This is a genomic window from Opitutus sp. sgz309028, from assembly GCF_059821195.1.
In genome coordinates this window covers 1,352,778-1,377,315 of the sequence record NZ_JCAMRR010000002.1, presented here as the reverse complement: position 1 = coordinate 1,377,315, position 24,538 = coordinate 1,352,778, and the positions used below count along the sequence as shown (strand labels likewise).

Genomic DNA, 24,538 nt, shown 5'->3' with positions numbered 1-24,538 from the left:
TTTCGATGCTGCCCCGAATCGTCATCGTCCTTTCCGGCTTGCTGGCGTGCGGTGCAGCGCTGACCGCGGCGCCAGCGCGGGTGGTCGTCGATTATTGGGAAAAATGGGGCGGCTTCGAAGCCGAGGCGATGCAGGCGATCATCGACGATTTCAACCGCTCGCAGGATCGCATCGAGGTGCGTTTTCTCACGATCAGCCCGATCGACGTGAAACTCATGCTCGCGGCGTCGGGCGGCAATCCTCCTGATCTCGCCGGGCTTTGGGAATACAACATTCCCGATTTCGCCGACAAAGGCGCGCTGCTTCCGCTCGATCAGCAACTCGCCCGCGCCGGACTCGCCGCGGAACACTACGTGCCCGCTTATTGGGAACTCGGTCGACACCGCGGCTTCACGTGGGGCCTGCCGAGCACGCCGGGTTGCGTGGCGCTCTACTATAACAAGCGCCTGTTTCGCGAAGCCGGCCTCGATCCCGACCAGCCGCCGCGGACGCTCGCCGAGTTGGAAGCGATGAGCCGCCGGCTCACACGCGTCGAACTCCAGCGCAACGACCGGCGGGTGCGCATTTCGTTCGAGGATCTCACCCCCGCCGAGCGCAGCCGCGGCCGCTACACCATCGTGCAGGTCGGCCACCAGCCCAACGATGTCGGAGGCATGAACGTGTCCTGCTGGGGCTACTGGTTCGGCGCAAAGTATTGGGACGGCGACCGCCGCATCCTGGCCAACGATCCCGGCAATCTCGCCGCGTATCGATGGTTTCGTGACAACATGACCGTCTACGGCGTCGATCAGCTGAAGGATTTCGGCGCGAGCTTCGGCCAGTCGGTTTCTGCCCAAAGTCCGTTTCTCGCCGGCAAGGCGGCCATGGTGATGCAGGGCCCGTGGCTGCCCAACTTCATCGCGAAATACGCGCCGGGACTCGAATGGGGCGTGGCGCCGTTTCCCGCCGCGCCGGGCGTGGCGGATGAGGCGCCCATGACCCTCGTGATCAGCGATATGCTCGTGATCCCGCGCGGGGCGAAGCATCCGCACGAGGCTTTCGAGTTTCTGCTGTATACGCAGCGGCAGGAGGTCGCCGAAAAGCTCGCGCGGCTGCAGCAGAAGTTCACGGCCCTGCGCAAAGTCTCGGCGGAGTTCGTGAAAACCCATCCGAATCCCGCGATCGGATTCTTCTCCGACCTTGCGCGCAGCCCCAACGTCCGCTGGGTGCCGCGGCTCTCGATCTGGCGCGACTACGATATCGAGATGGCCGTGGCATCCATGAGCGTGCGTTTCCTGTTGAAGACGCCGGAAGCCGCGCTCGCCGAGGTGCAGAAACGCGTGCAGTGGCGCTGGGACCGCGTCATGCGCCGCTGGGACATCGTGAAGGACGAACGCCTCGCCGAATGGAGGGAACATGAGCGCTGGTGAACGCAAACGCCTGCTGACCGGCCTCGCCTTCATCTCGCCCTGGCTGGTCGGGTTCGGGGTTTTCACGATCTACCCGATCGTCGCGTCGCTGTATTATTCGTTCTGCGACTACGACGTGCTGTCCCGTCCGATCTGGGTCGGCTGGCTCAACTACAAGGACATGCTGACCGACGACGTCTACTGGAAGTCGCTCAACAACACCCTGATTTTCGGCGCGATTTCGCTGCCGCTCGGACTCTGTTTTTCGCTCGCGCTGGCGGTGCTGCTGAACCGCCCGGTCGCGGGCCGCGGACTGTTCCGCGCGATCTACTATCTCCCGTCGCTCGTGCCGGCCGTCGCCGCGGGCGCGGTGTGGCTTTGGATTTTGAATACACGCAACGGCCTGCTGAACCAGGCTCTGCTCTGGCTCGGCGTCGACCGGCCGCCGCAGTGGCTCGACGACCCGAACTGGACCAAGCCGGGGCTCGCGCTCGTCGCGATCTGGGGCTGCGGCAACACCGTCGTGATCCTCCTCGCCGCGCTGCAGGGCGTGCCGCGCGCCCTGCTCGAGGCCGCGATCATCGACGGCGCCTCCGCGTGGCGCCGCCTGTGGCATGTCGTGATTCCCGCGATCTCGCCCGTGATCTACTTCAACTTCATCGTCGGTGTGATCGGCGCGCTGCAGACCTTTGCCACGGTGTTCGTCATGTTCACGAATGGCGGCCCCGATCGCTCGGCCGAGTTCTACGCGGTTTATCTTTACGAAAACGCCTTCGAATTCCGGCAGATGGGCTACGCCTGCGCGATGGCTTGGGTGCTTTTTTTGCTCACGTTGGGCCTGACGTGGCTCGCGTCGCGCAGCACGCGGGGCTTCGTGCACTACAGCGGAGAATGACATGCGCCCGCTTCCGAAACTTCTGACCTATCTCGCGCTCTGCGCCGGCGCCGCGGTGTTCCTGCTGCCGCTGCTCTGGATGCTGTCCACCGCGCTCAAGCCCGCCGAGCAGACCACCGTGCAGCCGCCGCTGTGGCTGCCGCGCCGCTACTACGTCGTGGAGAACGACACCCGCCGCGAGGTGAAGCTCGGCGGCACCATCGCGAACGCGAGCGTCTGGGCCACACCGGCCGGCGCCACCGCGCCGATCGTGCTGCCGCAATCCGACGTGCGCGACGGCGTGTGGACCACCAGCAACGGTCGTCAGGTAAATGTGGATACGCACGCCGTGATCCCCGCGTCACCGGACGATCCCTGGCGCGAGGTGGCGGATGCCGCCACCGGTCGCCGCACCCTCGTGCGCGACGCGGCGATCCAGAGCCGGATCGCGCCGCGCTGGGAAAACTTCGGGCAGGCCATGCGTGCGATGGGCGATTTCTGGCGCTACTTCGGCAATACCGTCGTGCTCTGCGTCCTCAACGTCATTGGCATGGTGCTCTCCAGCTCCCTCGTGGCCTACGGCTTCTCGCGCCTCGAGTGGCGCGGACGCGAGTCGCTGTTCCTCGTGCTGCTGGGGACGATGATGATCCCCTTCGCCGTCACGATGGTGCCGCTCTATTCGATGTTCCGCGCCCTCGGCTGGATCGGCACGCTGCGTCCGCTGTGGGTCACGGCGTTCTTCGCGAGCGCGTTCAACGTATTCCTCCTCCGGCAATTCTTTCGCACGATCCCCCGCGAGCTATCGGAGGCGGCCCGGATCGACGGCTGCAGCGAATTCCGGATCTTCTGGCAGATCATTCTCCCGCTGTGCCGTCCGGCGCTCGTTGTGGTCGGTCTCTTTACGTTTCTCGGCACGTGGAACGATTTCCTCGGGCCTTTGATTTACCTCACCGATCAGCGCGACTTCACCTTGGCGCTCGGCCTGAAGTCGATGCAGCAGAAAAGCGCCCTCACGGATTGGCACTACCTGATGGCGGCCAGCACCCTGATCATCCTCCCGATCATTGCCCTCTTTATCGCGGCCCAGCGCAGCTTCGTTCAGGGCATCGCCACCACCGGCGGCAAATCCTGAACCGTCCCCCCTTTCCCCCACACGGGAAAAGCAAAACAACACAAGCTATGAAAACGAAGATACCCCGCAGATTCGCGCTAGCCCTCGCGCTCGCGCCAGGCCTCGCGGCCTCCCTGCCCGCGCAAACCACCCCCGCGCCGGACACGACGGATACTTCCCAGGAGCAGCCCGTCGTCCTGCAGACCTTTACCGTCAACACCGACCGCGACCGCGGCTACATCGCCGTCGACGCCCTCGCGGGCGGCCGGACGAACACCCCCATCAAACTCACCCCCGCGTCGATGTCGTCGCTCACCCGGACTTTCCTCGACGACCTCGGCATCCAGAACGTTCGCGAAGCACTGCAATGGAGCCCCAACGTCGTGCCTACCGATCCGCTCGCCGGCAAGGGTTTCGGCGGCCAGGCCTTCCACGCCTGGTCGTTCAACTACCGCGGTGCCGGCGCCGGCCAGCAAGGCGGTCCCGGGCCAACGAAAAACTACTTTTCGTTCTACCAGGACGCCGACGCGTATAATGTCGAACGCATCGAGTTCACCCGCGGTCCGAACTCCATCCTCTTCGGCATCGGCACCGTCGGCGGCACGTTGACCACCTACACCAAGGTGCCGCGTCTTGACCGCAGCTTCATCAGCCCGGCGGTGATCGTCGACGACAATGGCAGCCGGCGCTTCGAAGCCGACTACAACATCGCCGTGAACGACAAGTTCGCCGTGCGCATCAACGGCCTCTACGACGAAAACCGCGGCTGGCGCGAGAACGACAAGACCAACCGCCGCGCCATCGACGTGGCGTTGCTCTACAAGTTCACCGACAACACGAGCTTTCGCCTCGAGGTCGAGGGATCGAAGATCCGCAAAACCCTCATCTCTTCGAATATTGGCGACAAGATCTCCGGCTGGGATGGCACCACTGCTTCGCAAACCTGGGGCGCCGCACCCACCGGCGGCAGCGCGCGCACCATTCCGATCCAAAACGCCGGCGCCTGGGGCGACTGGCTGAATCCGTTCTGGGTCTACATTCCGACGCTCGAGGGCAAGACCCTGATGCCATGGGCCGGCGGCTACGCGTCCAGCAGTGCGCTGGCCGACGTCGGCTCCGCGCTCAACTGGGCTCCTTATCGGGGCTGGTATCCCGATCAGATCAAACTGCCTTGGGAAACCACCTACTCGTCGACCGCCAACATCCCGCTCCGCCCGAGCCAGGACTGGACGTATGGCCATGGCGTTTCCGACATCAAGTTCGGCGATGTCACCGCGTTCCTCGATCATCGCTTCAACGAGCATCTGGACGCCCAGCTGGGGTTCTATCGCTACAGCGACTGGCAGGTCGCGAAGGACTACGAAGGCACGGGCGGCGCCGCGATCGACATCAACAAGCAACTGCCCGACGGCACGGCGAATCCCAACTTCGGCAAGCCGTTCGCCGATTTCTTCCTGAGCAAGCAAACCCAGGGCCGCGACGTCACCGAGGGCCGCGCCCAGATCAACTACAACTACGACGGCACGCTCTTCGGCTCGCCATGGAAGCAGCTGTTTTCCGTCTCGGCCGCGCAGAAGATCCTCAAGATCTCCGCCCGCCAGTATCTCGGACAGGTCAACACCCCGATCGCCGCGCCCGGCGACTGGGTGCAACGGATGGTCTGGGGCCGTCTTTACCTCGATAAGCCGAATCAGCTGATGAACATCCCGTCCTCGATCAACGGTCTTCCCATCGCCTACATGCCGAAACTGGACGGCTACTGGTTCGACTTCGACGACCGCTTCGAGCTCACCGACTACGCGTTCGTTTCCCACAGCCGCTTGTTCGACGACCGGCTCAGTGTGCTCCTCGGCGCGCGTCACGACAGTTACGACGAACGCGTCGTCTCCCTGCGGCGCGGACCGAATCTCACGGACGACATCGCCAACGAAAGCAAGAGCGGCACCACCTATTCGGCCGGCGCCGTCTACTACTTCGGCTGGCTCGGCGTCTTCGCCAACTACTCGGAAAATCAGCAGCCGCCGAACGCCGGCTCGCAGCCGTATCTTAACGGCAGCCGCCCGGATCCCGAGGAAGGCAAGGGCGTCGATTACGGTTTCCGCATCTCCACCGGCGACGGCAAATACTACGCGACCCTGAGCCGCTACGATACGAAGTCGTCCGGCCGCAACGTGGAAAATCCCGTCGACATCCGCGGCCTCTGGCAACGGTACAACGTCGCCGTGGGCAATCCGCAGGACAGCGGCTTCGGCGGCGTCGCCTACTCCGACACCACCTCGCTGAAGGTCACCGGCTACGAGTTCGAGCTCACCGCCAACCCGCTGTCGAACCTCCGCGTGCAGGCCAGCTATGCCCTGCCCGACACCGAGGTCGTCGACTTCTACCCCGCGGTGCGCGCGCATGTCGCCGAGAATCTCGCCACGTGGCAGAACGCCATCACGGCGACGACCGACCCGCAGAAGAAGTCCGACCTGCAAAACGCCCTCGCCTCCGTCCAGGACAAGCTCGCGCAGTCCGTCGCCGGCGCCCCCGAACAGGGTTCGGTCGACTACACCGCGAGCTTCTTCGTGAACTACACGTTCCTCCACGACGCGCTCAAGGGCTGGTCCGTCGGCGGCGGCGGTTCGTTCACCGGCAAATCGTATCAGGCCACTTACAACGGCATGGATCATTACGGCGACTCCTCCCGCACCTTCGATGCGGTGATCGCCTACGAAACGCACTTCGGCAACGTCCGTGCGCGTTTCGCGCTGAACGTCGACAACATCTTCGACTACGACAACCCCATCGTCACCGGCTACCACTGGGGCTATGCCGACCAAAGCGGCCGCCACATCCGCGACGCCTACTACTATCAAACGCCGCGCACCTTCCGCCTGAGCGCTCGTTTCACCTTCTAACGGAAGGAACTCACCACCGGCAGCTCAACCTGACGGTGTTCTCTCTCGCCGGCGGCGGCACACGCGCCCCGCCGGCCAGCGCTACTGCGTTTTTCGCAGCCTCGTCATGAATGCCTCCTCCGCCTCGTCTTCGCATTCCGATTCCCGTCACGTCGCCCTTCGCAGCGCCGCGCAGTTCGGCCTCGCCGACCTGCGCAACGCCTCGGGGCTCGCGCTGCAAATGCTTCCTCACGGGGTGCCGTTTGCCTGGCGCCACGGTTCGACGCTGATCAACCAGCTCCTGCCCGGCCCCGCCGAAAACGGCCTCTTCCGGCTCCTGCTACGCTGGCGCGACGCCTCTGGCCACGTGCTGGGCTGGAAATCCCTCGTCGCCGCCGGCGAGCCGTTCTCGGTTTCCATTGCGGGCGCCATCTGGGCCTGCGCGCCGCTTCCGCGTATCCACTGCGAAACGACGCTCGCGCTCCACCCGGACGCTCCCGCCTGGAGCTGGCGGATCCGCCTGCACAACGAGTCCGACCAAGCGGTGCAATTCGACGCCTTGCACGCGCAAGACCTCGGCCTCGCCGACGAAGGCGCCGTCCGCAACAACGAAGCCTACACCTCGCAATACATCGACCTCCTGCCGCTGCGCGACGACACCCTCGGCTGGACCGTGCTGGCCCGTCAGAACCAGCCGCAGGCGCATGGCCGCCACCCCTGGGCCGGCTTCGCCTGTGCGACGGGCGCCGAAGCGTTTTGCACGGATGGCTGGCAGTTTTTCGGTCAGGATCACCGGCTGACGAACGAACCCGCCGCCGTCCGCCTGCCATCGCTTCCGTCTCAACGTCTTCAATACGAGTTCGCCCTCGCCGGCCTGCAAAGTCGCGTCCTCGCACTCGCGCCCGGCGCCTCCGGCGAAATCGTTTTCTTCGCCCGTTTCCTCGAAGACCATCCGGCCGCCTCCTCCGCCGGCGACCTCGCCCTCCTGCACGACCTCCGCCCCTTCGCCCAAGGCAACCCCGAGAGTGTCATACATTATATGACACTCTCGCCAGCGGTCGCGCCGGCGGCGCGCTCGCTGTTCAGCTCGGCGTCGTGGATTCACGGAGAAACGCCGACCGATGCCGATTGGTCCGCCTGGTTCCCGGGCCAGCGTCGTCACGAGGAGGTTTCCACCGACGGACAACTGTTGTCGTTCTTTCACGGCGAAGCCACGCATGTGGTGGCGCGAACCAAGGAAGCCCAGGTCGCGCGGCCGCACGGTCACATTTTGCGCAGCGGCGACTCGCTGTGGTTCGATCCCCATCACTTTGGGTTCACTTGCTACGCCGCCGGCATCTTTTCCGCGCAAGCCTATCTCGGACACCCGAACTTCGCGCGCCTGCTCTCCGTCGTCCGCAACGCGCTCAACGTCACCCGCGCCAGCGGACAGCGCGTCTTCATCCGCCGCGGCGAGGCTTGGCATCAGCTCGGCATCCCATCGGCCTTCGCCATGACGCCGGCCGAAGCCCGCTGGATCTACCGGTTGGGCGCTGATGTGATCGTGGCTCGCGCCTGGTGCGCCCGTGGCGAACCCGCCGCGTTCCTGGAACTGGAGGTGAACTCCGGCGGGCCGGTCGAGTTTCTCGTTTCCCACGAAATCGTCCTCGGTGCCTCCGAGTTCGAACACCCCGCCGTGCTCCAAATTTCACCGTCAACCGGCACGATCTTCGCGTCGCCAGCTCCGGCCTCTCTGGTCGGACAGCATCAGCCCGGAGTCGCTTTCGCGCTTGGTATCGCGGATCCCACTACGCTAGGCGAGATCGGGGGCGATGGGCTGCTCTATCCCGACGGCGTCGAGCGCGGCGGTCCTTACGCGGTGCTCCGAACGAAACCCGTGAAGCGATGCGCCGTGATCATGGTCGGAACGGAGTCGGGCCCGGACGCGCTGCCGTCCGCGTTCGCCCAAGCCCGAGCCGCGATGGCACTGCCAGCGGCCGCCGCTCTGGCCGCCCCGGTTCACCTGCACGGCATCGCGAATGCGGCGATGTCGCGCCTCGACGACGTCCTGCCGTGGTTTGCCCACAACGCCTCGATTCACTTCTCCGCGCCGCACGGCCTCGAGCAATATGGCGGCGCCGCGTGGGGCGTGCGCGACGTTTGTCAGGGCTCTGTCGAATGGCTGCTCGCGGCCGGCGAGTTCGGCGTCGTGCGTCGAATTCTCGAGGCGGTTTTCGCGCAGCAATATCCGACCGATGGCGGCTGGCCGCAGTGGTTCATGTTTCCCCCGTATCGCTTCATCCAGCAGGCGCACAGCCACGGCGATGTCTGTTTCTGGCCGGTCAAGGCGCTGTGCGATTACGTCGAAGCGACCAACGATTTCGCCTTTTTGCAGGCCCGCGTCGGCTACACCGATCCCCAGCGCTTCGAAACCACCGGACCGCAGGAATCGATTCTCGCGCATTGCGAACGCGTCCTGGCCCAAGCCGAGTCGCGGTTTGTCGCCGGCACCGCGCTGGTCAATTACGGCGACGGGGATTGGGACGACACGCTCCAGCCCGCCGATCCCGCGATGCGCACGCGCATGATCAGTGCGTGGACCGTCGCGCTGGCGTATCACACCTGCCGTCAGCTCGCTGAGGTTTCGCGCCGAGCCGGCGACTCTCAACTCACCGGCCGCCTCACGGATCTTCTCGCGCGCATGCGACGGGATTTTGCCGCCCAACTCATGCCGGGAGGCGTCGTCGCAGGGTTCCTGATCACGGAAACCGACGGCCGCACGCGTCCGCTGCTGCATCCACAGGACGCCGTCACGCACATTCGCTATCGCCTGCTGCCGATGACGCGCTCGATTCTCGCGGAGCTGTTCACTCCGGAGGAAGCGCGGCGCCATCTCGAGATCATCGCGCAGGAGCTGCGTTATCCCGATGGCGTTCGCCTCATGAGCGAGCCTTCAACTTACGCGGGCGGCATCGAGCGCATTTTCAAACGCGCCGAAACCGCCGCGAATGTTGGCCGCGAGATCGGACTGCAATACGTGCATGCGCATCTCCGCTACGCGGAAGCGCTCGCCAAGGTGGGCGACGCCGACGGTTTGTTTGCGGCCCTGCAAATCGTGAACCCCGTCGGACTCGGCGCCGTCGTGCCCAACGCCGCGCCGCGGCAGAGCAACGTTTACTTCTCCAGCTCCGATGCCGATTTCGCCGACCGCTATGAGGCCGAGAAACGCTGGTCCGAACTCCGCACCGGCTCCGTCGCTGTGCGCGGGGGCTGGCGGCTCTACTCCAGCGGCCCCGGACTTTTCCTGCACAAGGTTCGCGCCTGCCTCCTCGGTGTGCGGGAGCATTTCGACGGAATTGTCCTCGATCCCGTCCTGCCGCGCTCGCTCGACGGCCTCTCCGCGCGCACCACGCTCTGGGGACGTCGCATCGAGCTCCGCTATCGCGTGCGCGAGGGCAACTTCGCTCCTCGATCGCTGCGGCTGAATGGCCGGTCGCTTCCCGCCGATCGGCGCGAAACGAATCCGTATCGCTCGGGCGGCTCGCGGCTCAGCCGCAGCGAGTTGGAGCCGCTGCTCACGGCACCCAGCAACATCCTCGAAATCGACCTGTGAGTCTCCGTTTTTCAAATACGACTTGGCCGCGGTCGACGCTTTCGTCCGTTCGCACCGCTCTCGCTTTGTTCGCCCTGCCTCTGACCATGCCTGCCGAATCCCTGCCTTACCGCCGCGCCGACCTCCCGATCGAGGAGCGCGTCACCGACCTGCTCTCGCGGATGACGCGCGCGGAAAAATTCGATCAGCTCCATCAAGGGAACGTCGGCGACACCAATCCCAACAACTTCGCCGCCCGGGCCGAAGCATTTCGTCCGACCTACGGCTCCTACATCATTGGCGGCCCCTCGATCTTTGAGATCCGCCAGGCGGTGCAGCACCGGGCGGTCGAGCAATCGCGTCTCGGCATCCCGATCCTCTTTGGCGCCGACGTCATTCACGGTTACCGCGCGATCCTGCCGATTCCGCTCGCTCAAGCCTGCTCATGGAATCCGAGTCTGGTGCAACGCGGCGCCGCGCTCGCCGCGGCGGAAGCGCGCGCCCAAGGCGTCGATTGGACGTTCGCGCCGATGGTGGATCATTGTGTCAACGCGCGCTGGGGACGCATTGCGGAAACGTTCGGCGAATCGCCCTACGCCTCCGGCGTTTTCGCGGAAGCTTCCGTGCGAGGCTATCAGGGCGAACGTCTCGACTCGCCGCGCTCGGTCGCGGCCTGCCTGAAACACTACGTCGGGTACGGCGCGTCCGAAGGCGGCCGCGATTACAGCTATACCGAGATCTCGCCGCAGACTTTGTGGGAGAAACATCTACCCTCGTTCGAAGCCGGCGTGCGGGCCGGAGCGCGCACCGTCATGAGTGCCTTCAACGATCTCAGCGGCGTGCCCACCAGCGCCAACCGCTACACGCTCACGACCATTTTGCGCGAACGCTGGGGCTTCGACGGACTCGTCGTCTCCGACTGGAACGCCGTGCTGCAGTTGATGCACCAGGGCTTCGCCGGCGACGAAACCGAGGCCGTGCAGAAGGCGATCAATGCCGGCGTCGATCTCGACATGGCGGACGGGCTTTATGCCAAACACCTCGACACGCTCGTCGCCTCCGGCCGCGTTTCACTCGCGACCGTCGACGAAGCCGTGCGCCGGATTTTGCGCGTGAAATTCGAACTCGGGTTGTTCGAGAAACCCTACACCGAGCGTTCCGCGCTCACCGATGCCGCGCCCAATTCGGAGCAGCTCGCAGTTGCCGAGGAACTGGCGACCCAATCGATCGTGTTGCTCAAAAACGACGGCCTTCTGCCGCTGTTGTCCGATGACCGTCGGCCAAAGGTTACGCGTATCGCGCTCATCGGCCCGCTCGCCGAAAACCAGGCGGCGCTTCTCGGCAGCTGGGCCCAGCAAGGCCGGCCCGAAGAGACGCCGTCGATCGCGGCGGCGTTGCGCGAGCAACTTCCTCGCGGCGTCACCTTGCGCGTCGAACGCGGCTGCTCGAGCGCCGAATCCGAACCGGTCGACTTCTCCGCCGCCCTGCGCGCCGCGCGCGACTCCGATGTCGTGCTGCTTTGCCTCGGCGAGGAGGCGTGGATGAGCGGGGAGAACGCCTCGCGCTCCACCCTCCGCCTGGCGGGGCAACAGGAAGAACTCGCGCTCGCCTTGGCCGAAACGGGCAAGCCGATCGTGCTGGTTCTCGTTTCCGGGCGTCCGCTCGAATTGCAGAAACTGGAGCCGAGGATGAACGCCATCGTCGCCGCGTGGCAGGGCGGTTCCCGCGCCGGCGCCGCGATTGCCGCCGTTTTGCTCGGACAAGCGAATCCCTCCGGGCGCCTCGCAGTCACGTGGCCGCTCACCAGCGGACAGATTCCGATTTACCATAACATGCGACCCCGCGCGCGACTCGGCGACGAAGGCGCCTACCGCGACATTCCGACGGTGCCGCTCTACGAGTTCGGCCACGGACTCAGCTACACGACGTTCGCTTACAGTCCGATCCGGCTGGACCGTTCCGACGTGAAAAGCACGGAGCGCATCGTGGCTGAGGTCACGGTCACCAACACCGGCCCGCGCGCAGGCGCCGAAACCGTTTTTTGGTTCATCCGCGATCCGGTCGCAAGCATCACACGTCCGCTGAAGGAGCTGAAACATTTCGAGCGCGCCGAACTGCAACCCGGCGAAAGCCGCATGTTTCGTTTCGACATCGATCCGTCGCGTGACCTCGCGTTTCCCGATGCGAACGGCCAGCAGATTCTCGAAGCCGGCGAGATCATCGTGTTTGCCGGATCCGAAACCGCCCGCTTCCGCGTGGTGGACTGATCCCGCCGCCGGCCGTCGCCATGCTCGCGTATTTCAACAAGATTCCGCATCCGACGAACTTCGTTTTCGCCGCGCGCCAGGACGATTTCGTCATCGATTCGCTCGGCGGCGACGTATTTCGGCTGCGCACGCGACAACCATGGCGCAATCCCAGTCAGGCCCGCCTGGAACACGAGATCGCCGGGAGCTCCCAGCACACGCTCGCGTGTGCAGACGACGGCACGCTGACGATCGCGGACCGCCGCGGCCGGGTGCTGCTCACGAGCGTGCCGGGCGCAACCTTCGGTCGCTGCGGTTCGAAGTGGCTGCTGCAGTTTCGGCACGAGCGCAGCTTCGAGTTCTACGGTCTCGGCGAACACAATCGCGGGTTGGAGAAAAGCGGACAACGGGTGAAGTTTTGGAACACCGATCTGATCGCGGATTTCTCGTGGGACGAAGTTCGGCTCGGCCATCCGAATCCGATGTATGTCTCCCTCCCGTGGCTGATCGTGAAACGGGGCAACACGTTCGTCGGACTCCTCGTGCATCACCCCGGCGAGGTGTTCATGGAGCTCGCCTCGAACTTCGTTTACGACGTCCGCAACCGCACGGATCTCGATCGACGCTCGTTCTATCTCGGTGCGCCCGATGGCGAACCGGACGTTTATGCAATCGTCGGTCCTTCGCTGGCGGAGCTCATGCGCAAATTCCAGACGCTCGTCGGCCGGACGCCGCTGCCGCCGTTGTGGGCGCTTGGATACCACCAGAGCCGCTGGGGCTACGCCGGCCCGCGCGACCTGGCCGCGCTCGATCGGGAGTTGCGGCGGCGCAAGATTCCCTGCGACGGCCTATGGCTCGACATCGATCATATGGACCGGCTGAAGGTGTTCACGCTCGCCCCCGAGCATTGGGGCGATCCCGCCAACACCCGGCGTGTCCTCGAGCTTTTACGCGAACGCCGCCGCCGCGTCGTCCCGATCCTGGATCCCGGCGTGAAGGTCGAGCCGGGCTACGACGCCTACGAGGACGGTCTCGCGAAAGGGGTTTTCTGCCAGAATCGCACCGGTCGCCCGTATGTCGGCTTCGTCTGGCCGGGGGCCACGCATTTTCCGGATTTCAGTTTGACGGAGGTGCGCGAGTGGTGGGCGCGACGCGTGGAGACGTTCGCGCGCGACGGGATGTCAGCCGTGTGGGTCGACATGAACGATCCGTCGACGGGTGCCGCGGAGAACGACGACATGCTGTTCGATCGCGGCCGGCAGCCGCACGCGTCCTATCATAATCAATACGCATCCGGCATGGCGGAGGCGACGCGCGCCGGCCTGCTCGCCGCCCGCCCGGACGAGCGTCCGTTTCTGATTTCGCGTAGCGCGTGGATCTCCGCGGCGCGCCACACCGCCGTCTGGACCGGCGACAATCTGTCCAACTGGCACCACCTGCGGATGGCCATTCCGGTAAGCCTCGGACTCGCGCTGTCGGGGTTCCCGTTCTGCGGGCCGGATGTGTGCGGTTTCGGTTTGGACGCCACGCGCGAATTGGCGATCGCATGGCACAAGCTCCAGTTCCTGTTTCCGTTTTTCCGCAATCACAGCGCGACCGGCGTGCGCCGGCAGGAGCCGTGGACGTTCGGAAAACACGCAGAAGCCATCCTGGTGCGCTATCTCCGGCTGCGTTATAAATTTCTCCCGTATCTTTATCAGCTGTTCGTCGCGCAGGAGCAGACCGGCGAGGCCATCCTGCGTCCGTTGTTTCACGATTTCTCCGACCGACGCGCGCAGCCGCTGGGAAAGATCTCCGACCAGTTCCTCGTCGGTCCATCGCTCCTGCAGGCACCGGTGGTCGAGGAGCACCGCCAGGCTCGCACGCTCGTGCTTCCGGCGGGCGCCGCCTGGTTTTCGTTGACCGACGGCCGCTGGCACCGCGGCGGTCGCACGCTGCGCGTCCGCACCGACGCGGCATCGACGCCGCTGTTCGCGCGCGCCGGCGCGATGATTCCCCTCCAACCGGGAATGCCCGAGGATAACGCGACCGACCTCCGACGCATCGAATTGCATCTCTTTGTTCCGCCGCCGGCGTTGCAGCGGGATCGTTCGGCGCACGAATTCACGTATCACGCCGACGACGGCCTCAGCTTCGGCTACCAGCGCGGCGAACGGACGTCCGTGACGTTCAGCGCGCGTCGACGCGGCGACGGTTCGCTGGAAGTGCGAGCGCGATTTCTGGCGCGCGGTTTCGGAAGCCTGCGCGTGCGGTTCGTCACTTACGGCCCGGAAAAGGTGCTCCATTTCGCAGTAGACGAAACCCATCGCCCGCTCCGGCTCCGCGGTCATCGCTGGCAGGCCAGCGGTCGTTCGTTGTCCGCGCGCATCAGCGACGAAATCGAAATCTAGCGCCACCCATCGCCCTTTCCGCCCCATGAAAACGCTCCGCCTCCTCGCCCTCTGCTGCGTGACCACGCTCGCGTGCGCCCAGACCATCCAGCTTTACGACCGGCATGTAATTTTTGACAACAGCCTGCCGGACGGCGGCTACGACACGAGCGCCAGCTACCTCATTGCGCCCAGCACACTGGAGACGAGCGACGGCAAGATGCCGGTGGATCCCACGCGTTTCGTCAGTCCGCCGAACGCGCTCCGGCTCAAATGGCGCTCCGCCCCCGGCGGAGACTGGCGCATGACCATCGAGATTACGCAGCGCTACGCGCGCCCCTTCCGGTTCGAAGGCGATTCGCTGACTCTCTGGTGCTACGCCGACTCGGAGATCACCGAGGCCAATTCGCCGCGCGTCTTCCTCCAGGACAAGGACAAGAACGGGACGCCTGCGATCACGCTCGTGCGCGACGGCGAAAAAATCCCCGCAGGCCAGTGGACGCTCGTCACGCTCCCGTTCGCCACCTTCCACTCGCCGAACTACAACGGCACCGACGACCCCAAATTCAGCAAACCCGATTTTGTCAGTCTTTCGTTCATGCAGGGGATGGACGACAACCGGGAACACACGCTGATCATCGACGACATCCAGATTCGCGACGCCGCGCCCGGCGACCGCACGCCGCCGCCTCCGCCAACGCAAGCCACGGCGCGCGCGTTCGAGCGGCACTTCGACATCAGCTGGCAGGCCAGCGAAGCCGACGATCTGCTCGCTTATCGCATCTATCGATCGTGGGACGGGAAGACCTTCGAGCCGGTCGGCACGCAGCAGGGCTCGCGCACGCGCTACATGCATTTCACCGGTGAACCGGGAAAACGGGCGCAGTATCGCGTCACCGCGCTCGACCTCGCCGGCAACGAATCCGCGCCATCGAACGTCACGGCTGCCGCGACCACGCGCGAGCTGAACGACGACGAGTTGATGACCATGGTCCAGGAGGCGTGCTTCCGCTATTATTGGGAGGCGGGCCATCCGAAGGCGGGGCTCGCGCCCGAGGTTCTGCCCGGCGATCCAAACCTCCTCGCGCTCGGCGGCAGCGGCTTTGGCGTGATGGCGCTGATCGTCGGCGCCGAGCGGGAATTCGCACCGCGCGAACAAATCGCCGAACGCCTGCTGAAGATCGTCCGTTTCCTCGAACGCGCGGACCGCTTCCACGGCGTATGGCCGCATTTCCTGAACGGCGAAACCGCCAAAGCGGTCCCCTTCTTCGGCAAATACGACAACGGCGGCGATCTCGTGGAAACGGCGTTCATGATGCAGGGGCTGCTCGCCGCGCGGCAGTATTTCGACCGCGATAATCCCACCGAGCGCGAGATCCGCGAGAAGGCCACGAAGTTCTGGCGGGAGATCGAATGGGACTGGTATCGAAAATCTCCCGACAGCGACGTGCTTTACTGGCACTGGTCGCCGGATGCCGGCTTTCACATCAGTCACCCGCTGATCGGCTGGAACGAGGCGATGATCATCTATCTCCTCGCGATCGCCTCGCCCACGCATCCCGTGCCAGCGGAGCTCTATCACACCGGCTGGGCGGGCACGTCGGAGCGTCATCTGCAGTATCGCCACGGCTGGAGCCGCACGACGGACGGTGATCGCTACGTCAACGGCAACACGTATTACGGAATCAAACTCGATGTCGGCGAAGGCACGGGCTCGGACCTGTTCTTCGTTCACTTCTCCTACATGGGCTTCGATCCGCGGGGATTGCGCGACCGTTACACGAACTATTTCGAGAACAACCGCGCGATCACGCTCATCAACCACCGTTACTGCGTCGAGAACCCGCGGAACTTCGTCGGTTACAGCAAGGACTGCTGGGGCCTGTCCGTCGGCATCAACGCCGGTGGCGGCAAGCCGTATCCGCGCGACGACAACGGCACGATCAGCATCATGGCCTCGCTCGCGTCGATGCCCTACACGCCGAAGGAGTCCACGGCGGCGCTGCGTCATTTCTATCGCGAACTCGGACCGAAGGTGTTCGGAACCTACGGCTTCTTCGACGGCTTCAACCGGACGCAAAACTGGTTCGAGGAAGTCTACATGGCGCTGAACCAGGCTCCGATCACGGTGATGATCGAAAACCACCGCACCGGGCTCGTCTGGAAGAACTTCATGGCGAACCCGGAGATCAAACCCGCCCTGGACGCGATCGGCTTCAAGCCGGATCCGGACGCGCGGCGCTGACGCCGTCGTGCCGCCGCGCTAGACGGCGTGGCGGTCGACGAAGGCGCGGATGGCCTCCGCGGTGGCGGGCAAACGGTGCTTCACGACCTCGCGCGATTTCAGCACCTCGAGACTCGGATGCGTAGGCTCGAAGCCGATCGCGCCGCAGATGGTTTCCGGGAATTTCGCCGGACTCGCCGTCGACAGCACCACGTTGACGCGCTCCGGATTGTGCTCCTGGAACGCGCAGGCCGTGTGCGGATCGACCACGTAACCAAACTCGCGATACACGCGCTGGATGATGCCGGGGATCTCCGCATCGGTGGAGCGCGATGCGGAAAACGTGCCGCGATCGAAATTCTCGAAACGGTAATCCCCGGTGGCCTTGAAGGTCTGCATCACTTCGCGCACGCGCGTGGCGTCCGCACCGAGGCTGTAATAGAGGAAGCGCTCGAAATTCGACGCGACTTGGATGTCCATCGACGGCGCCAGGCTGGGATGCACGTCGCTGACGCGGTATTCGCCGGTCGTGAACAGCCGGTAGAGGATGTCGTTCTGGTTGGTGGCGACCTTGAACCCGCGGATCGGCACGCGCATCTGCTGGAGCAGCCAGCCGGCGAGCACGTTGCCAAAATTTCCCGTCGGGACGACGAACTCGACGTTGTCACGGTCGGTTGCCGGCAGTCGCAGCCACGCGTGGAGATAATACACGCACTGGGCGAGCACGCGCGCCAGATTGATGGAATTCACGGCCGACAGACGGTGCTGCAGCCGGAACTTCTGATCGCCGAAAATCTCCTTCAACGCCGACTGCGCGTCGTCGAACGTGCCGTCGATCGCGAGCGCGAAGACGTTGTCGGCGCCCGTGCACGCCATCTGCCGCTCCTGCAGCGGCGAGACGCGGCCGTCCGGATAAAGGATGAAGATGGCCGTGCCCGGCTTGCCGAGCAGGCCGTGGATCGCCGCCGCGCCCGTGTCGCCGGACGTGGCGCCGAGGACATTGATCGATTCGCGCCGCACGGCGCACTGGTGCTCGTAAAGATTGCCGAGGACCTGGAGCGCGAAGTCCTTGAACGCGAGCGTCGGCCCGTGCCAGAGCTCGAGCACGTGAAGTTTCGGCCCGAGCTGCCGGAGCGGCGCGATTTCCGGATGCGAGAAAGTCGTGTAGGATTTCGTCACGATCCCGCGCAGCACCGCCGGCTCGATGTCGGTGGCGAAGATGCGCAGGAACTCGTAGCAAAGATCCGGATACGCCAGGCCCTCGAAACGCGGCAGCTCGCGCGAAAGGTCCGGCAGCGTTTCCGGCAGGAACAGCCCGCCGTCGGGCGCCAAACCGGTGGCCACGGCCTCGGAAAAACGCACCGGCTGGGTCTGGCCGCGGGTCGAGAGGAATCGCATCACGTTGTGCAAGGGTGGCGCGCGCCGCGCGCCGTGGGTTTTGCCTTCGCCGCCGGCTGCCGCCTTACAGCTGGTCGAGCCCGAACGCCGTGTGCGCGAGGCGGGCGGCTTCGTCGGCCTTGTCCTTCGCGATGACGACCGAGATCTTGATTTCCGAGGTGCTGATCAGCTCGAGATTGATGCCGGCTTGTGCCAGCGTCTCGAAAAGCATCGCCGCGACGCCGCTGTGCGTGCGCATGCCGACGCCGACCACGGACAGCTTCGCGATGTTTTCCTCCACGCGGACGTCGCCGCCGATCTCCCGGAGCACGGGCTCGAGTGCCTTCAGCGCCTTGGCGGTTTCCGTCTGCGGCACGGTGAAGGTCAGATTCGCGATGCCCTGGCGGCCGACGTTCTGCACGATCATGTCGACGTTGATGTGGGCGTTGGCGAGCGCCTTGAACACGGTCGCGGCCGAGCCGGGCTTGTCGACGATGTTGCTCACGAGAACCTTGGCCTGGTCCTTGTCGACGGCGACGCCGCGCACGACGACCTTTTCCATGTAGGCGACTTCCTGTTTCACGATTGTTCCTGGGTTGTTGTTAAAAGAGGAGCGGACTTCGAAAACGACGTTGTATTTGGCGGCGAACTCGACCGAGCGCGACTGCATGACCTTGCTGCCGAGCGACGCGAGCTCGAGCATCTCGTCGTAGCTGATTTCGGTGAGCTTCCTGGCGTCCTTCACGATGCGGGGATCGGCCGTGTAAACGCCGTCGACGTCGGTGTAGATCTCGCACTTGTCGGCCTTGATGGCGGCGGCGAGCGCGATGGCGGTGAGGTCGGAGCCGCCGCGGCCGAGGGTCGTCACCTGGCCTTCCTCGTTCATCCCCTGAAAACCGGCGACGATGATAACCTTGCCCGCGGAGAGGTCCTTCTCGAGGGCCTTGGCGTTGATTTTCTTGATCTTCGCCTTGGTGTGCACCTCGTCGGTGAAGATGCCGGCCTGCGCGCCGGTGTAGCTGACGGCCTGGACGCCGAGTCCGTGGAGCGCCATCGCGGTGAGCGCGATCGTCTCCTGTTCGCCGACGGCGAGGAGCTGGTCCATCTCGCGCTCGCTCGGCGTCGCGCTGATGGCTTTGGCCCGCGCGATGAGCTCGTTGGTCACGCCAGCGCGGGCGGATACCACCACCACGAGCTCGTTGCCCTGGTCGCGCACGGCCTTGATCCGCGCCGCGACATTTTTGATGCGATCGACGTCACCGACCGAGGTGCCGCCGTATTTTTGGACGATGCGTGCCATCTGGAAGTTGAGATGAGAGATGAAGAGTGAAGGAGCGGCAGTCGAGTGTCTCGGCGGGGCGGGCAATTCTCTCCCCTCCCCGGCGTCGACGCTCGGCGCGAGTGCGCTAGCGTTCGAAATCGCCGATGCGGAGCAACAGCGGCGCCTCGAGCACCACGGATAATTTCTTCAGCCGGGCGAGCGTGCGCTGAATCGCGAGTTCGTTGCTGTCGTGGGTGGTGAGCACGAGCGAGGCGGCATCCGGACGCTCCGCCGGTCCCTGGATCACGCTCGCGATGCTCACATGCTGGTCGGCCGTGACCGACGCGATGCGCGCGAGCACGCCGGGACGATCCTTGACGGTGAGCCGCAGGTAATACCGGCCGTGAATGCGCTCCGGCGGAGCCAGGCGGCACGCCTGTCCCGGACGCGCGGGCGCGGCCTCGCGTCGCGCCGTGACGAATGCCCGCCGATCGTTTCTCAGCAAGGCGACGGCGTCCGCGATATCGCTGATCACGGCGCTCGAAGTCGCGTCCTGCCCCGCCCCGCGACCGAGGTAAAGCGTGGTGCCGACGACGTCGCCTTCCACGGACACGGCGTTGAAGACGCCGTTGACGTTGGCCACGACATGGCTCTTCGGGAGCAAGGTCGGATGCACGCGCACGCTAAGCTCGTTGTGGGCAAAATCGCGCGAGATGATCGCGAGCAGCTTGATGCCGTAACCGAGCGCCTTCGCGTGCTGGAAATCGGCGGGCGTGAGCCGGTCGATGCCCTCGACGATCATCTGCTCGGTCGGGACCCAGACGCCATGCGCGAGATAGGTGAGCACCGCGGCCTTGTGGGCGGCATCCCAGCCCTGCACGTCCAGGGCCTCGTCAGCCTCCGCATAGCCCAGACGCTTCGCCTCCGCGAGGACCTCGGCATAAGGCGTATCGAACTCGGCCATCTGCGTCAGGATGTAGTTACAGGTGCCGTTAAGGATGCCGAAAATGAGCGGGAAACGATTGGCGATGAGGCCCTCGCGGAGCGCCTTGATGATCGGAATGCCCCCGGCGACGCTCGCTTCGAACAGGAAATGCCCGCCGTGGCGCCGCGCCATTTCAAAGATCTCCGCGCCATGCTTGCAGATCAGCGCCTTGTTCGCGGAAACGACGACCTTGCCCATCGCAAGCGCAGCGAGCGTCACGTCGCGCGCCGTATCCGTGCCACCAATCAGTTCGCACACGATGTCGATCGTCGGGTCCGACGCAATCGAGATGGGATCGTCGGTGAGCTTGCTCGCCGGCACCTTGACGGCGCGCTTCTTCTTCAGGTCGCGCGCCGCGGCGCGGGCGAGTTCCAGACGGACGCCGAGGCGCGACTCGAGCTCGGCGCGCGAGCGCTCGAAATGCTTCCACACCCCTTGACCAACGGTGCCGAAGCCACAGATGCCGATGCGAATGACCGTGGGTGCGTTCATGATTTGGGAGCGGCGGACTTCTTCACGAATTTGTTTTCCGTGCCGTTCAGCAGCCGGACGATGTTGGTGCGGTGACGGAGGACTACGAACGCGGCCACGATTCCGGCCAGGCTGACGAGCAGGCCCGGCGACTGGAGGAAAACCGTGGCCAACACGAGCGCCACGGCCGCGACAATCGAGGCAAGCGAGACATAGCGGCTGGCAAAAAAGGTCACGAGCCACAGCCCGCCCGCGATCAGCGTGGCGAGCGGCAGCACGATCAACAGCCCGCCGAGCGACGTGGCCACACCTTTGCCGCCGCGAAATCCGGTGAAGCACGAGTAGCTGTGGCCCACGAGCGCACCGATCAGGCCGGCGACCGAGAGGGCGTTGCTCGCTTCCGGACCGCTTGAGAACGCGATGCTCAGAGCTCCGTCCGCACCGCTCCAGTCGATGTGCAGCAGCGGCCAGCCGGTGGCCACCGCGCCCTTGAGCGCGTCCAACGCAAACACGAGGTTGCCCGGCCCCTTGCCGAGCACGCGGCGGACGTTCGTCGCGCCCGGATTTTTGCTCCCAACCTCGAAGATGTTCACGCCCTTCGCCCGCGCGACCAGATACCCGAACGGCAGCGAACCGAGCAGGTATCCGAGGACGAGAGCGAGGAGAACGGAGAGAAGCATGGAAGAAGCGGGAGCGTGCCGGCGCGAAGTCAGCGTCGGATCGCCGGCAGGCAAACTCCCGCGAAACTCATAGCTGGACGAACTTCGCCTGCTTGATGGCGGAATGCCCCTTGATGACTTTGCGCGCCGCTTCGCTCGGCTCGGTGTCGACGCGCACAACCATGTAAGCGGTGCCGCCCGGCGTCAGCCGGCTCAACGACATGTCGGCAATGTTGACCTTGTCCTTGCCCAGGATGCTGCCGACTTCGCCGACCATGCCCGGTTGATCGAGATTCTCGAGCACGAGCAGCTTGCCCTCGGCGGCAACTTCAACCTCGCGGCCGTTGATGCCCACGATGCGCGGCTGGTTGCCCTTGCCGATCAAAGTCCCGGCCGCGGAAAACACCGCGCCATCCGGAGCGGTCGCTTCAACCTGGATCAATTCGGTGTAGCCGGAATCGCCCGCCGACTTCACGGCCTCGGCCTTGACGCCCAGGCGCTCGAGGAGGACGGGCGCGTTCACAAAGTTCACTTCTTCGCCGCTGATCCGGCGGAGGTAGCCGCGCTCAATGCTGCGGGTGATGGCGTTGCCGTCGAGTTCGGTGACCTTGCCCCAATAGGTGATCTTGAGCGACGCGATCTGCGCGGGAGCGATCTGCTGGACGAGCGTGCCGAGTTTCGCGCCGAGATCGAGATAGGGCCCGAGCACCTTGACGGTCGCCGCGTCGAGCGAGGGCACGTTGACGGCATTGCGGATCACGCCGCCGTTCAGCACGTCGGCGATCTGCTCGGCGATTTCGATGCCGACCGATTCCTGCGCTTCGGCGGTTGACGCGCCGAGGTGCGGCGTGAGCACGACATTCGGCAGCGAACGCAGCTCGCTGTCCTTCGCCAGCGGCTCGTCCTCGAAGACGTCCAGACCCGCCGCCGCCACCTTGCCGGACTTCAGCGCCGCGATCAGCGCCGCTTCCTTGATGATGCCGCCGCGCGCGCAGTTGAAGAGCCGGACGCCCTTCTTGCACTTCTCCAGCGCGGCTTCGTCGATCATGTAGTGCGTGTCGTCGGTCAGCGGCATGTGGACCGTGATGTAGTCCGACTGCTTGAGCAATTCGTCGAGCGACACCGATTCGATCTGCATCGCCTTCGCGCGGCTCGGGGCGAGATACGGATCGTAGGCGAGCGTGCGCATGCCGAACGCCTGCGCGCGTTTCGCGACCTCCGAACCGATGCGGCCGAGGCCCACGATGCCGAGGGTTTTCCGGAAAAGTTCGATGCCGGAGAAGCTCTTGCGGTCCCACTGGCCGGCTTTCATGGAAGCCGCGGCCTGCGGCACCGGACGCGCGCCGCACAGCAGGTGCGTAAACGTCAGCTCCGCGGTCGCGATCGTGTTGCCCGAGGGCGTGTTCATCACGATCACACCGCGCTCCGTGGCGGCCTCGACGTCGACGTTGTCGACGCCCACGCCGGCGCGACCCACCACCTTCAAATTCGGCGCGGCGGCGAGGACGGCTGCGGTGATCTTCGTCTCCGAACGCACCGCGATCGCGTGCACGTCCTTGACCAGCTCGAGCACCTTCTCCGGAGAGGAGCCGTAGGCCTCAACCACTTCAAAGCCCGGCTGCTGGCGCAGATAGGCTACTCCCTTGGGTGATATCTTGTCGGCGACGAGGACTTTCATGAGGGAAAAAGCTTCCGAAGGAAATCTTGGCCGGGAAGCGTAGCAAGGAAAACGTTTTGGCTATGACGAAGCGCGGCCCCGAAGTGCGTCGCCGTATCGCGCAACAACGCCATTGTGCTGCAGACGCCCGACTGTTTTCTCTTAACCATGATTCTTCGACCCCACCACCTGCCCCGGATCGCACTCTTCCTTTTGCTGACGCTCGGCGGCCTCGTCCACGCGGCGCCCGAGCAATGGACCAAAACCATCGACGCGTTCACTGCGAAGGATCGGCAGGATCCGCCGCCCCACGACGGCGTGGTGTTTGTCGGCAGCTCGTCCATCGTCGGCTGGAAAACGCTCGCGGAGGATTTTCCCGGCCGGCAGGTGATCAACCGCGGCTTTGGCGGCTCCGAGCTGGCCGACAGCGTTTATTACGCGGATCGCATCGTGCTCCCCTACCAGCCGCGCATCGTCGTCCTCTACGCCGGCGACAACGACCTCTGGGCCGGCAAGTCGCCGGAAACCGTCGCGGCCGACTTCAAGGCCTTTCGCGAAAAGATCCACGCCGCGCGACCGCAGACCCGCATCGTCTATATCGCCGTGAAGCCCAGCCCGTCGCGCTGGAAAATCCGCGATGCGATGGTCCGCACCAACGAGCTCATCGCCCGGCAATGCGCCGAGGATCCGCTTTTGCGCTTCGTCGACATCTACACGCCCATGCTTAATGAAAAAGGAGAGCCGCGCCCCGAGCTTTTCCTCGGCGACATGCTCCACATGAACCGCTCCGGCTACGAATTGTGGACGAAGCTGGTCGCGCCGGCGCTGCAGCCGTGAGTTCGCTTTCCCTCGCCGCCGCCCGGCTGAAGCAGCAGATCGCGTTCATCGCCGAATGCGACCGGCTGAAGGAGATTTTCCGGCAGACGCTCAACCCCACGAGCCGTCGCGCCGAAAACGACGCCGAGCATTCGTGGCACCTTTGCCTCTGCGTGATCGTGCTCGCCGAGCACGCGAATCAGCCGCCGCTCGATGTGTTGCGCGTCTTGAAAATGGTCATCGTGCACGACCTGGTGGAGATCGACGCCGGCGACACCTTCGCCTACGACACGGCTGCGATGGCCGGCCAGCACGAACGCGAGGCGCGCGCCGCCGACCGGATTTTCGGGCTGTTACCCGCGGATCAGGCGCAGGAATTTCGCGCGCTGTGGGACGAGTTTGAGGAAAAGCAGACGCCCGAGGCGAAGTTCGCAACCGCCGTCGACCGCTTCCAACCGATGCTGCTCAACTGCCTCACGCAAGGCGCGGCTTGGAATCGCCACGGCGTCACACACGACCGCGTCGTCGCGCGCAACCGTCACATCGCCGACGGCTGCACCGAGCTCTGGACCTACGCCGAGCAGATGTTGAACGAAGTCGTCGCCGCCGGGCATCTCGCGAAGCGTTAGGAGCCGACAAGTTCGACGGCG

15 protein-coding genes are annotated in these 24,538 nt (G+C 64.9%); 10 read left to right on the top strand and 5 right to left on the bottom strand.

Going from position 1 to position 24,538, the window contains the following annotated elements; all coding sequences use genetic code 11:
- The first annotated feature begins 5 nt into the window (after positions 1–5).
- The 8 genes from AC6RV7_RS11405 to AC6RV7_RS11370 all read left to right on the top strand — a co-directional run bounded on the left by AC6RV7_RS11405 (position 6) and on the right by AC6RV7_RS11370 (position 16,683).
- Positions 6–1,409 (top strand): ABC transporter substrate-binding protein, encoded by a 1,404-nt coding sequence (locus tag AC6RV7_RS11405; protein WP_500094102.1) that lies wholly within the window; start codon positions 6–8, stop codon positions 1,407–1,409.
- Positions 1,396–2,283 (top strand): carbohydrate ABC transporter permease, encoded by an 888-nt coding sequence (locus AC6RV7_RS11400; protein WP_500094101.1) that lies wholly within the window; start codon positions 1,396–1,398, stop codon positions 2,281–2,283. The genes AC6RV7_RS11405 and AC6RV7_RS11400 overlap by 14 nt, the downstream gene beginning before the upstream one ends.
- 1 nt (position 2,284) lies before the next feature.
- Positions 2,285–3,394: a carbohydrate ABC transporter permease gene (locus AC6RV7_RS11395; RefSeq protein ID WP_500094100.1), complete on the top strand. Its 1,110-nt coding sequence runs from the start codon at positions 2,285–2,287 to the stop codon at positions 3,392–3,394.
- 47 nt (positions 3,395–3,441) lie between these two features.
- Entirely contained in the window at positions 3,442–6,273 is a 2,832-nt protein-coding gene (locus AC6RV7_RS11390) for a TonB-dependent siderophore receptor (RefSeq protein ID WP_500094099.1), read from the top strand.
- 106 nt (positions 6,274–6,379) lie between these two features.
- The gene (locus AC6RV7_RS11385) at positions 6,380–9,844 is read left to right on the top strand and encodes a GH36-type glycosyl hydrolase domain-containing protein (protein WP_500094098.1); all 3,465 of its coding nucleotides are present in this window, start codon (positions 6,380–6,382) and stop codon (positions 9,842–9,844) included.
- Positions 9,845–9,930: 86 nt separating this feature from the next.
- Complete coding sequence (locus AC6RV7_RS11380; protein WP_500094097.1) at positions 9,931–12,090, top strand: glycoside hydrolase family 3 N-terminal domain-containing protein; 2,160 nt, start codon at positions 9,931–9,933, stop codon at positions 12,088–12,090.
- Positions 12,091–12,110: 20 nt separating this feature from the next.
- Entirely contained in the window at positions 12,111–14,459 is a 2,349-nt protein-coding gene (locus tag AC6RV7_RS11375) for a glycoside hydrolase family 31 protein (RefSeq protein ID WP_500094096.1), read from the top strand.
- A gap of 25 nt (positions 14,460–14,484) precedes the next feature.
- Positions 14,485–16,683, top strand: a complete 2,199-nt coding sequence (locus tag AC6RV7_RS11370; RefSeq protein ID WP_500094095.1) for a glucoamylase family protein — start codon at positions 14,485–14,487, stop codon at positions 16,681–16,683.
- Between the two features lie 18 nt (positions 16,684–16,701).
- Here AC6RV7_RS11370 and thrC read toward each other — a convergent pair whose 3' ends face one another.
- The 5 genes from thrC to serA form a co-directional block, all read right to left on the bottom strand.
- Positions 16,702–18,060 carry a threonine synthase gene (gene thrC, locus AC6RV7_RS11365; RefSeq protein WP_500094202.1) on the bottom strand — a complete coding sequence of 453 codons (1,359 nt, stop codon included), beginning with the start codon at positions 18,058–18,060 and terminating at the stop codon, positions 16,702–16,704.
- Between the two features lie 64 nt (positions 18,061–18,124).
- Positions 18,125–19,339 carry an aspartate kinase gene (locus tag AC6RV7_RS11360; RefSeq protein ID WP_500094094.1) on the bottom strand — a complete coding sequence of 405 codons (1,215 nt, stop codon included), beginning with the start codon at positions 19,337–19,339 and terminating at the stop codon, positions 18,125–18,127.
- Positions 19,340–19,445: 106 nt separating this feature from the next.
- Positions 19,446–20,777, bottom strand: a complete 1,332-nt coding sequence (locus AC6RV7_RS11355) for a homoserine dehydrogenase (protein ID WP_500094093.1) — start codon at positions 20,775–20,777, stop codon at positions 19,446–19,448.
- The gene (plsY, locus tag AC6RV7_RS11350) at positions 20,774–21,436 is read right to left on the bottom strand and encodes a glycerol-3-phosphate 1-O-acyltransferase PlsY (protein ID WP_500094092.1); all 663 of its coding nucleotides are present in this window, start codon (positions 21,434–21,436) and stop codon (positions 20,774–20,776) included. Before plsY ends, AC6RV7_RS11355 begins: the two co-directional genes overlap by 4 nt.
- A gap of 67 nt (positions 21,437–21,503) precedes the next feature.
- Positions 21,504–23,093, bottom strand: coding sequence for a phosphoglycerate dehydrogenase (serA, locus tag AC6RV7_RS11345; RefSeq protein WP_500094091.1), 1,590 nt, complete (start codon positions 23,091–23,093; stop codon positions 21,504–21,506).
- 147 nt (positions 23,094–23,240) lie between these two features.
- Here serA and AC6RV7_RS11340 point away from each other — a divergent pair, with 147 nt between their 5' ends.
- Entirely contained in the window at positions 23,241–23,909 is a 669-nt protein-coding gene (locus AC6RV7_RS11340; RefSeq protein ID WP_500094090.1) for an SGNH/GDSL hydrolase family protein, read from the top strand.
- Entirely contained in the window at positions 23,906–24,517 is a 612-nt protein-coding gene (locus AC6RV7_RS11335; protein ID WP_500094089.1) for an HD domain-containing protein, read from the top strand. The genes AC6RV7_RS11340 and AC6RV7_RS11335 overlap by 4 nt, the downstream gene beginning before the upstream one ends.
- Positions 24,518–24,538 lie beyond the last annotated feature (21 nt).

Coding starts and splice junctions, on each gene's coding strand:
- AC6RV7_RS11395 (WP_500094100.1), top strand. CDS start 2,285: ATGCGCCCGCTTCCGAAACTTCTGACCTATCTCGCGCTCTGCGCCGGC.
- plsY (WP_500094092.1), bottom strand. CDS start 21,436: ATGCTTCTCTCCGTTCTCCTCGCTCTCGTCCTCGGATACCTGCTCGGT.
- AC6RV7_RS11385 (WP_500094098.1), top strand. CDS start 6,380: ATGAATGCCTCCTCCGCCTCGTCTTCGCATTCCGATTCCCGTCACGTC.
- AC6RV7_RS11390 (WP_500094099.1), top strand. CDS start 3,442: ATGAAAACGAAGATACCCCGCAGATTCGCGCTAGCCCTCGCGCTCGCG.
- AC6RV7_RS11370 (WP_500094095.1), top strand. CDS start 14,485: ATGAAAACGCTCCGCCTCCTCGCCCTCTGCTGCGTGACCACGCTCGCG.
- AC6RV7_RS11375 (WP_500094096.1), top strand. CDS start 12,111: ATGCTCGCGTATTTCAACAAGATTCCGCATCCGACGAACTTCGTTTTC.
- AC6RV7_RS11405 (WP_500094102.1), top strand. CDS start 6: ATGCTGCCCCGAATCGTCATCGTCCTTTCCGGCTTGCTGGCGTGCGGT.
- AC6RV7_RS11340 (WP_500094090.1), top strand. CDS start 23,241: ATGATTCTTCGACCCCACCACCTGCCCCGGATCGCACTCTTCCTTTTG.
- AC6RV7_RS11360 (WP_500094094.1), bottom strand. CDS start 19,339: ATGGCACGCATCGTCCAAAAATACGGCGGCACCTCGGTCGGTGACGTC.
- thrC (WP_500094202.1), bottom strand. CDS start 18,060: ATGCGATTCCTCTCGACCCGCGGCCAGACCCAGCCGGTGCGTTTTTCC.
- AC6RV7_RS11355 (WP_500094093.1), bottom strand. CDS start 20,777: ATGAACGCACCCACGGTCATTCGCATCGGCATCTGTGGCTTCGGCACC.
- serA (WP_500094091.1), bottom strand. CDS start 23,093: ATGAAAGTCCTCGTCGCCGACAAGATATCACCCAAGGGAGTAGCCTAT.
- AC6RV7_RS11400 (WP_500094101.1), top strand. CDS start 1,396: ATGAGCGCTGGTGAACGCAAACGCCTGCTGACCGGCCTCGCCTTCATC.
- AC6RV7_RS11380 (WP_500094097.1), top strand. CDS start 9,931: ATGCCTGCCGAATCCCTGCCTTACCGCCGCGCCGACCTCCCGATCGAG.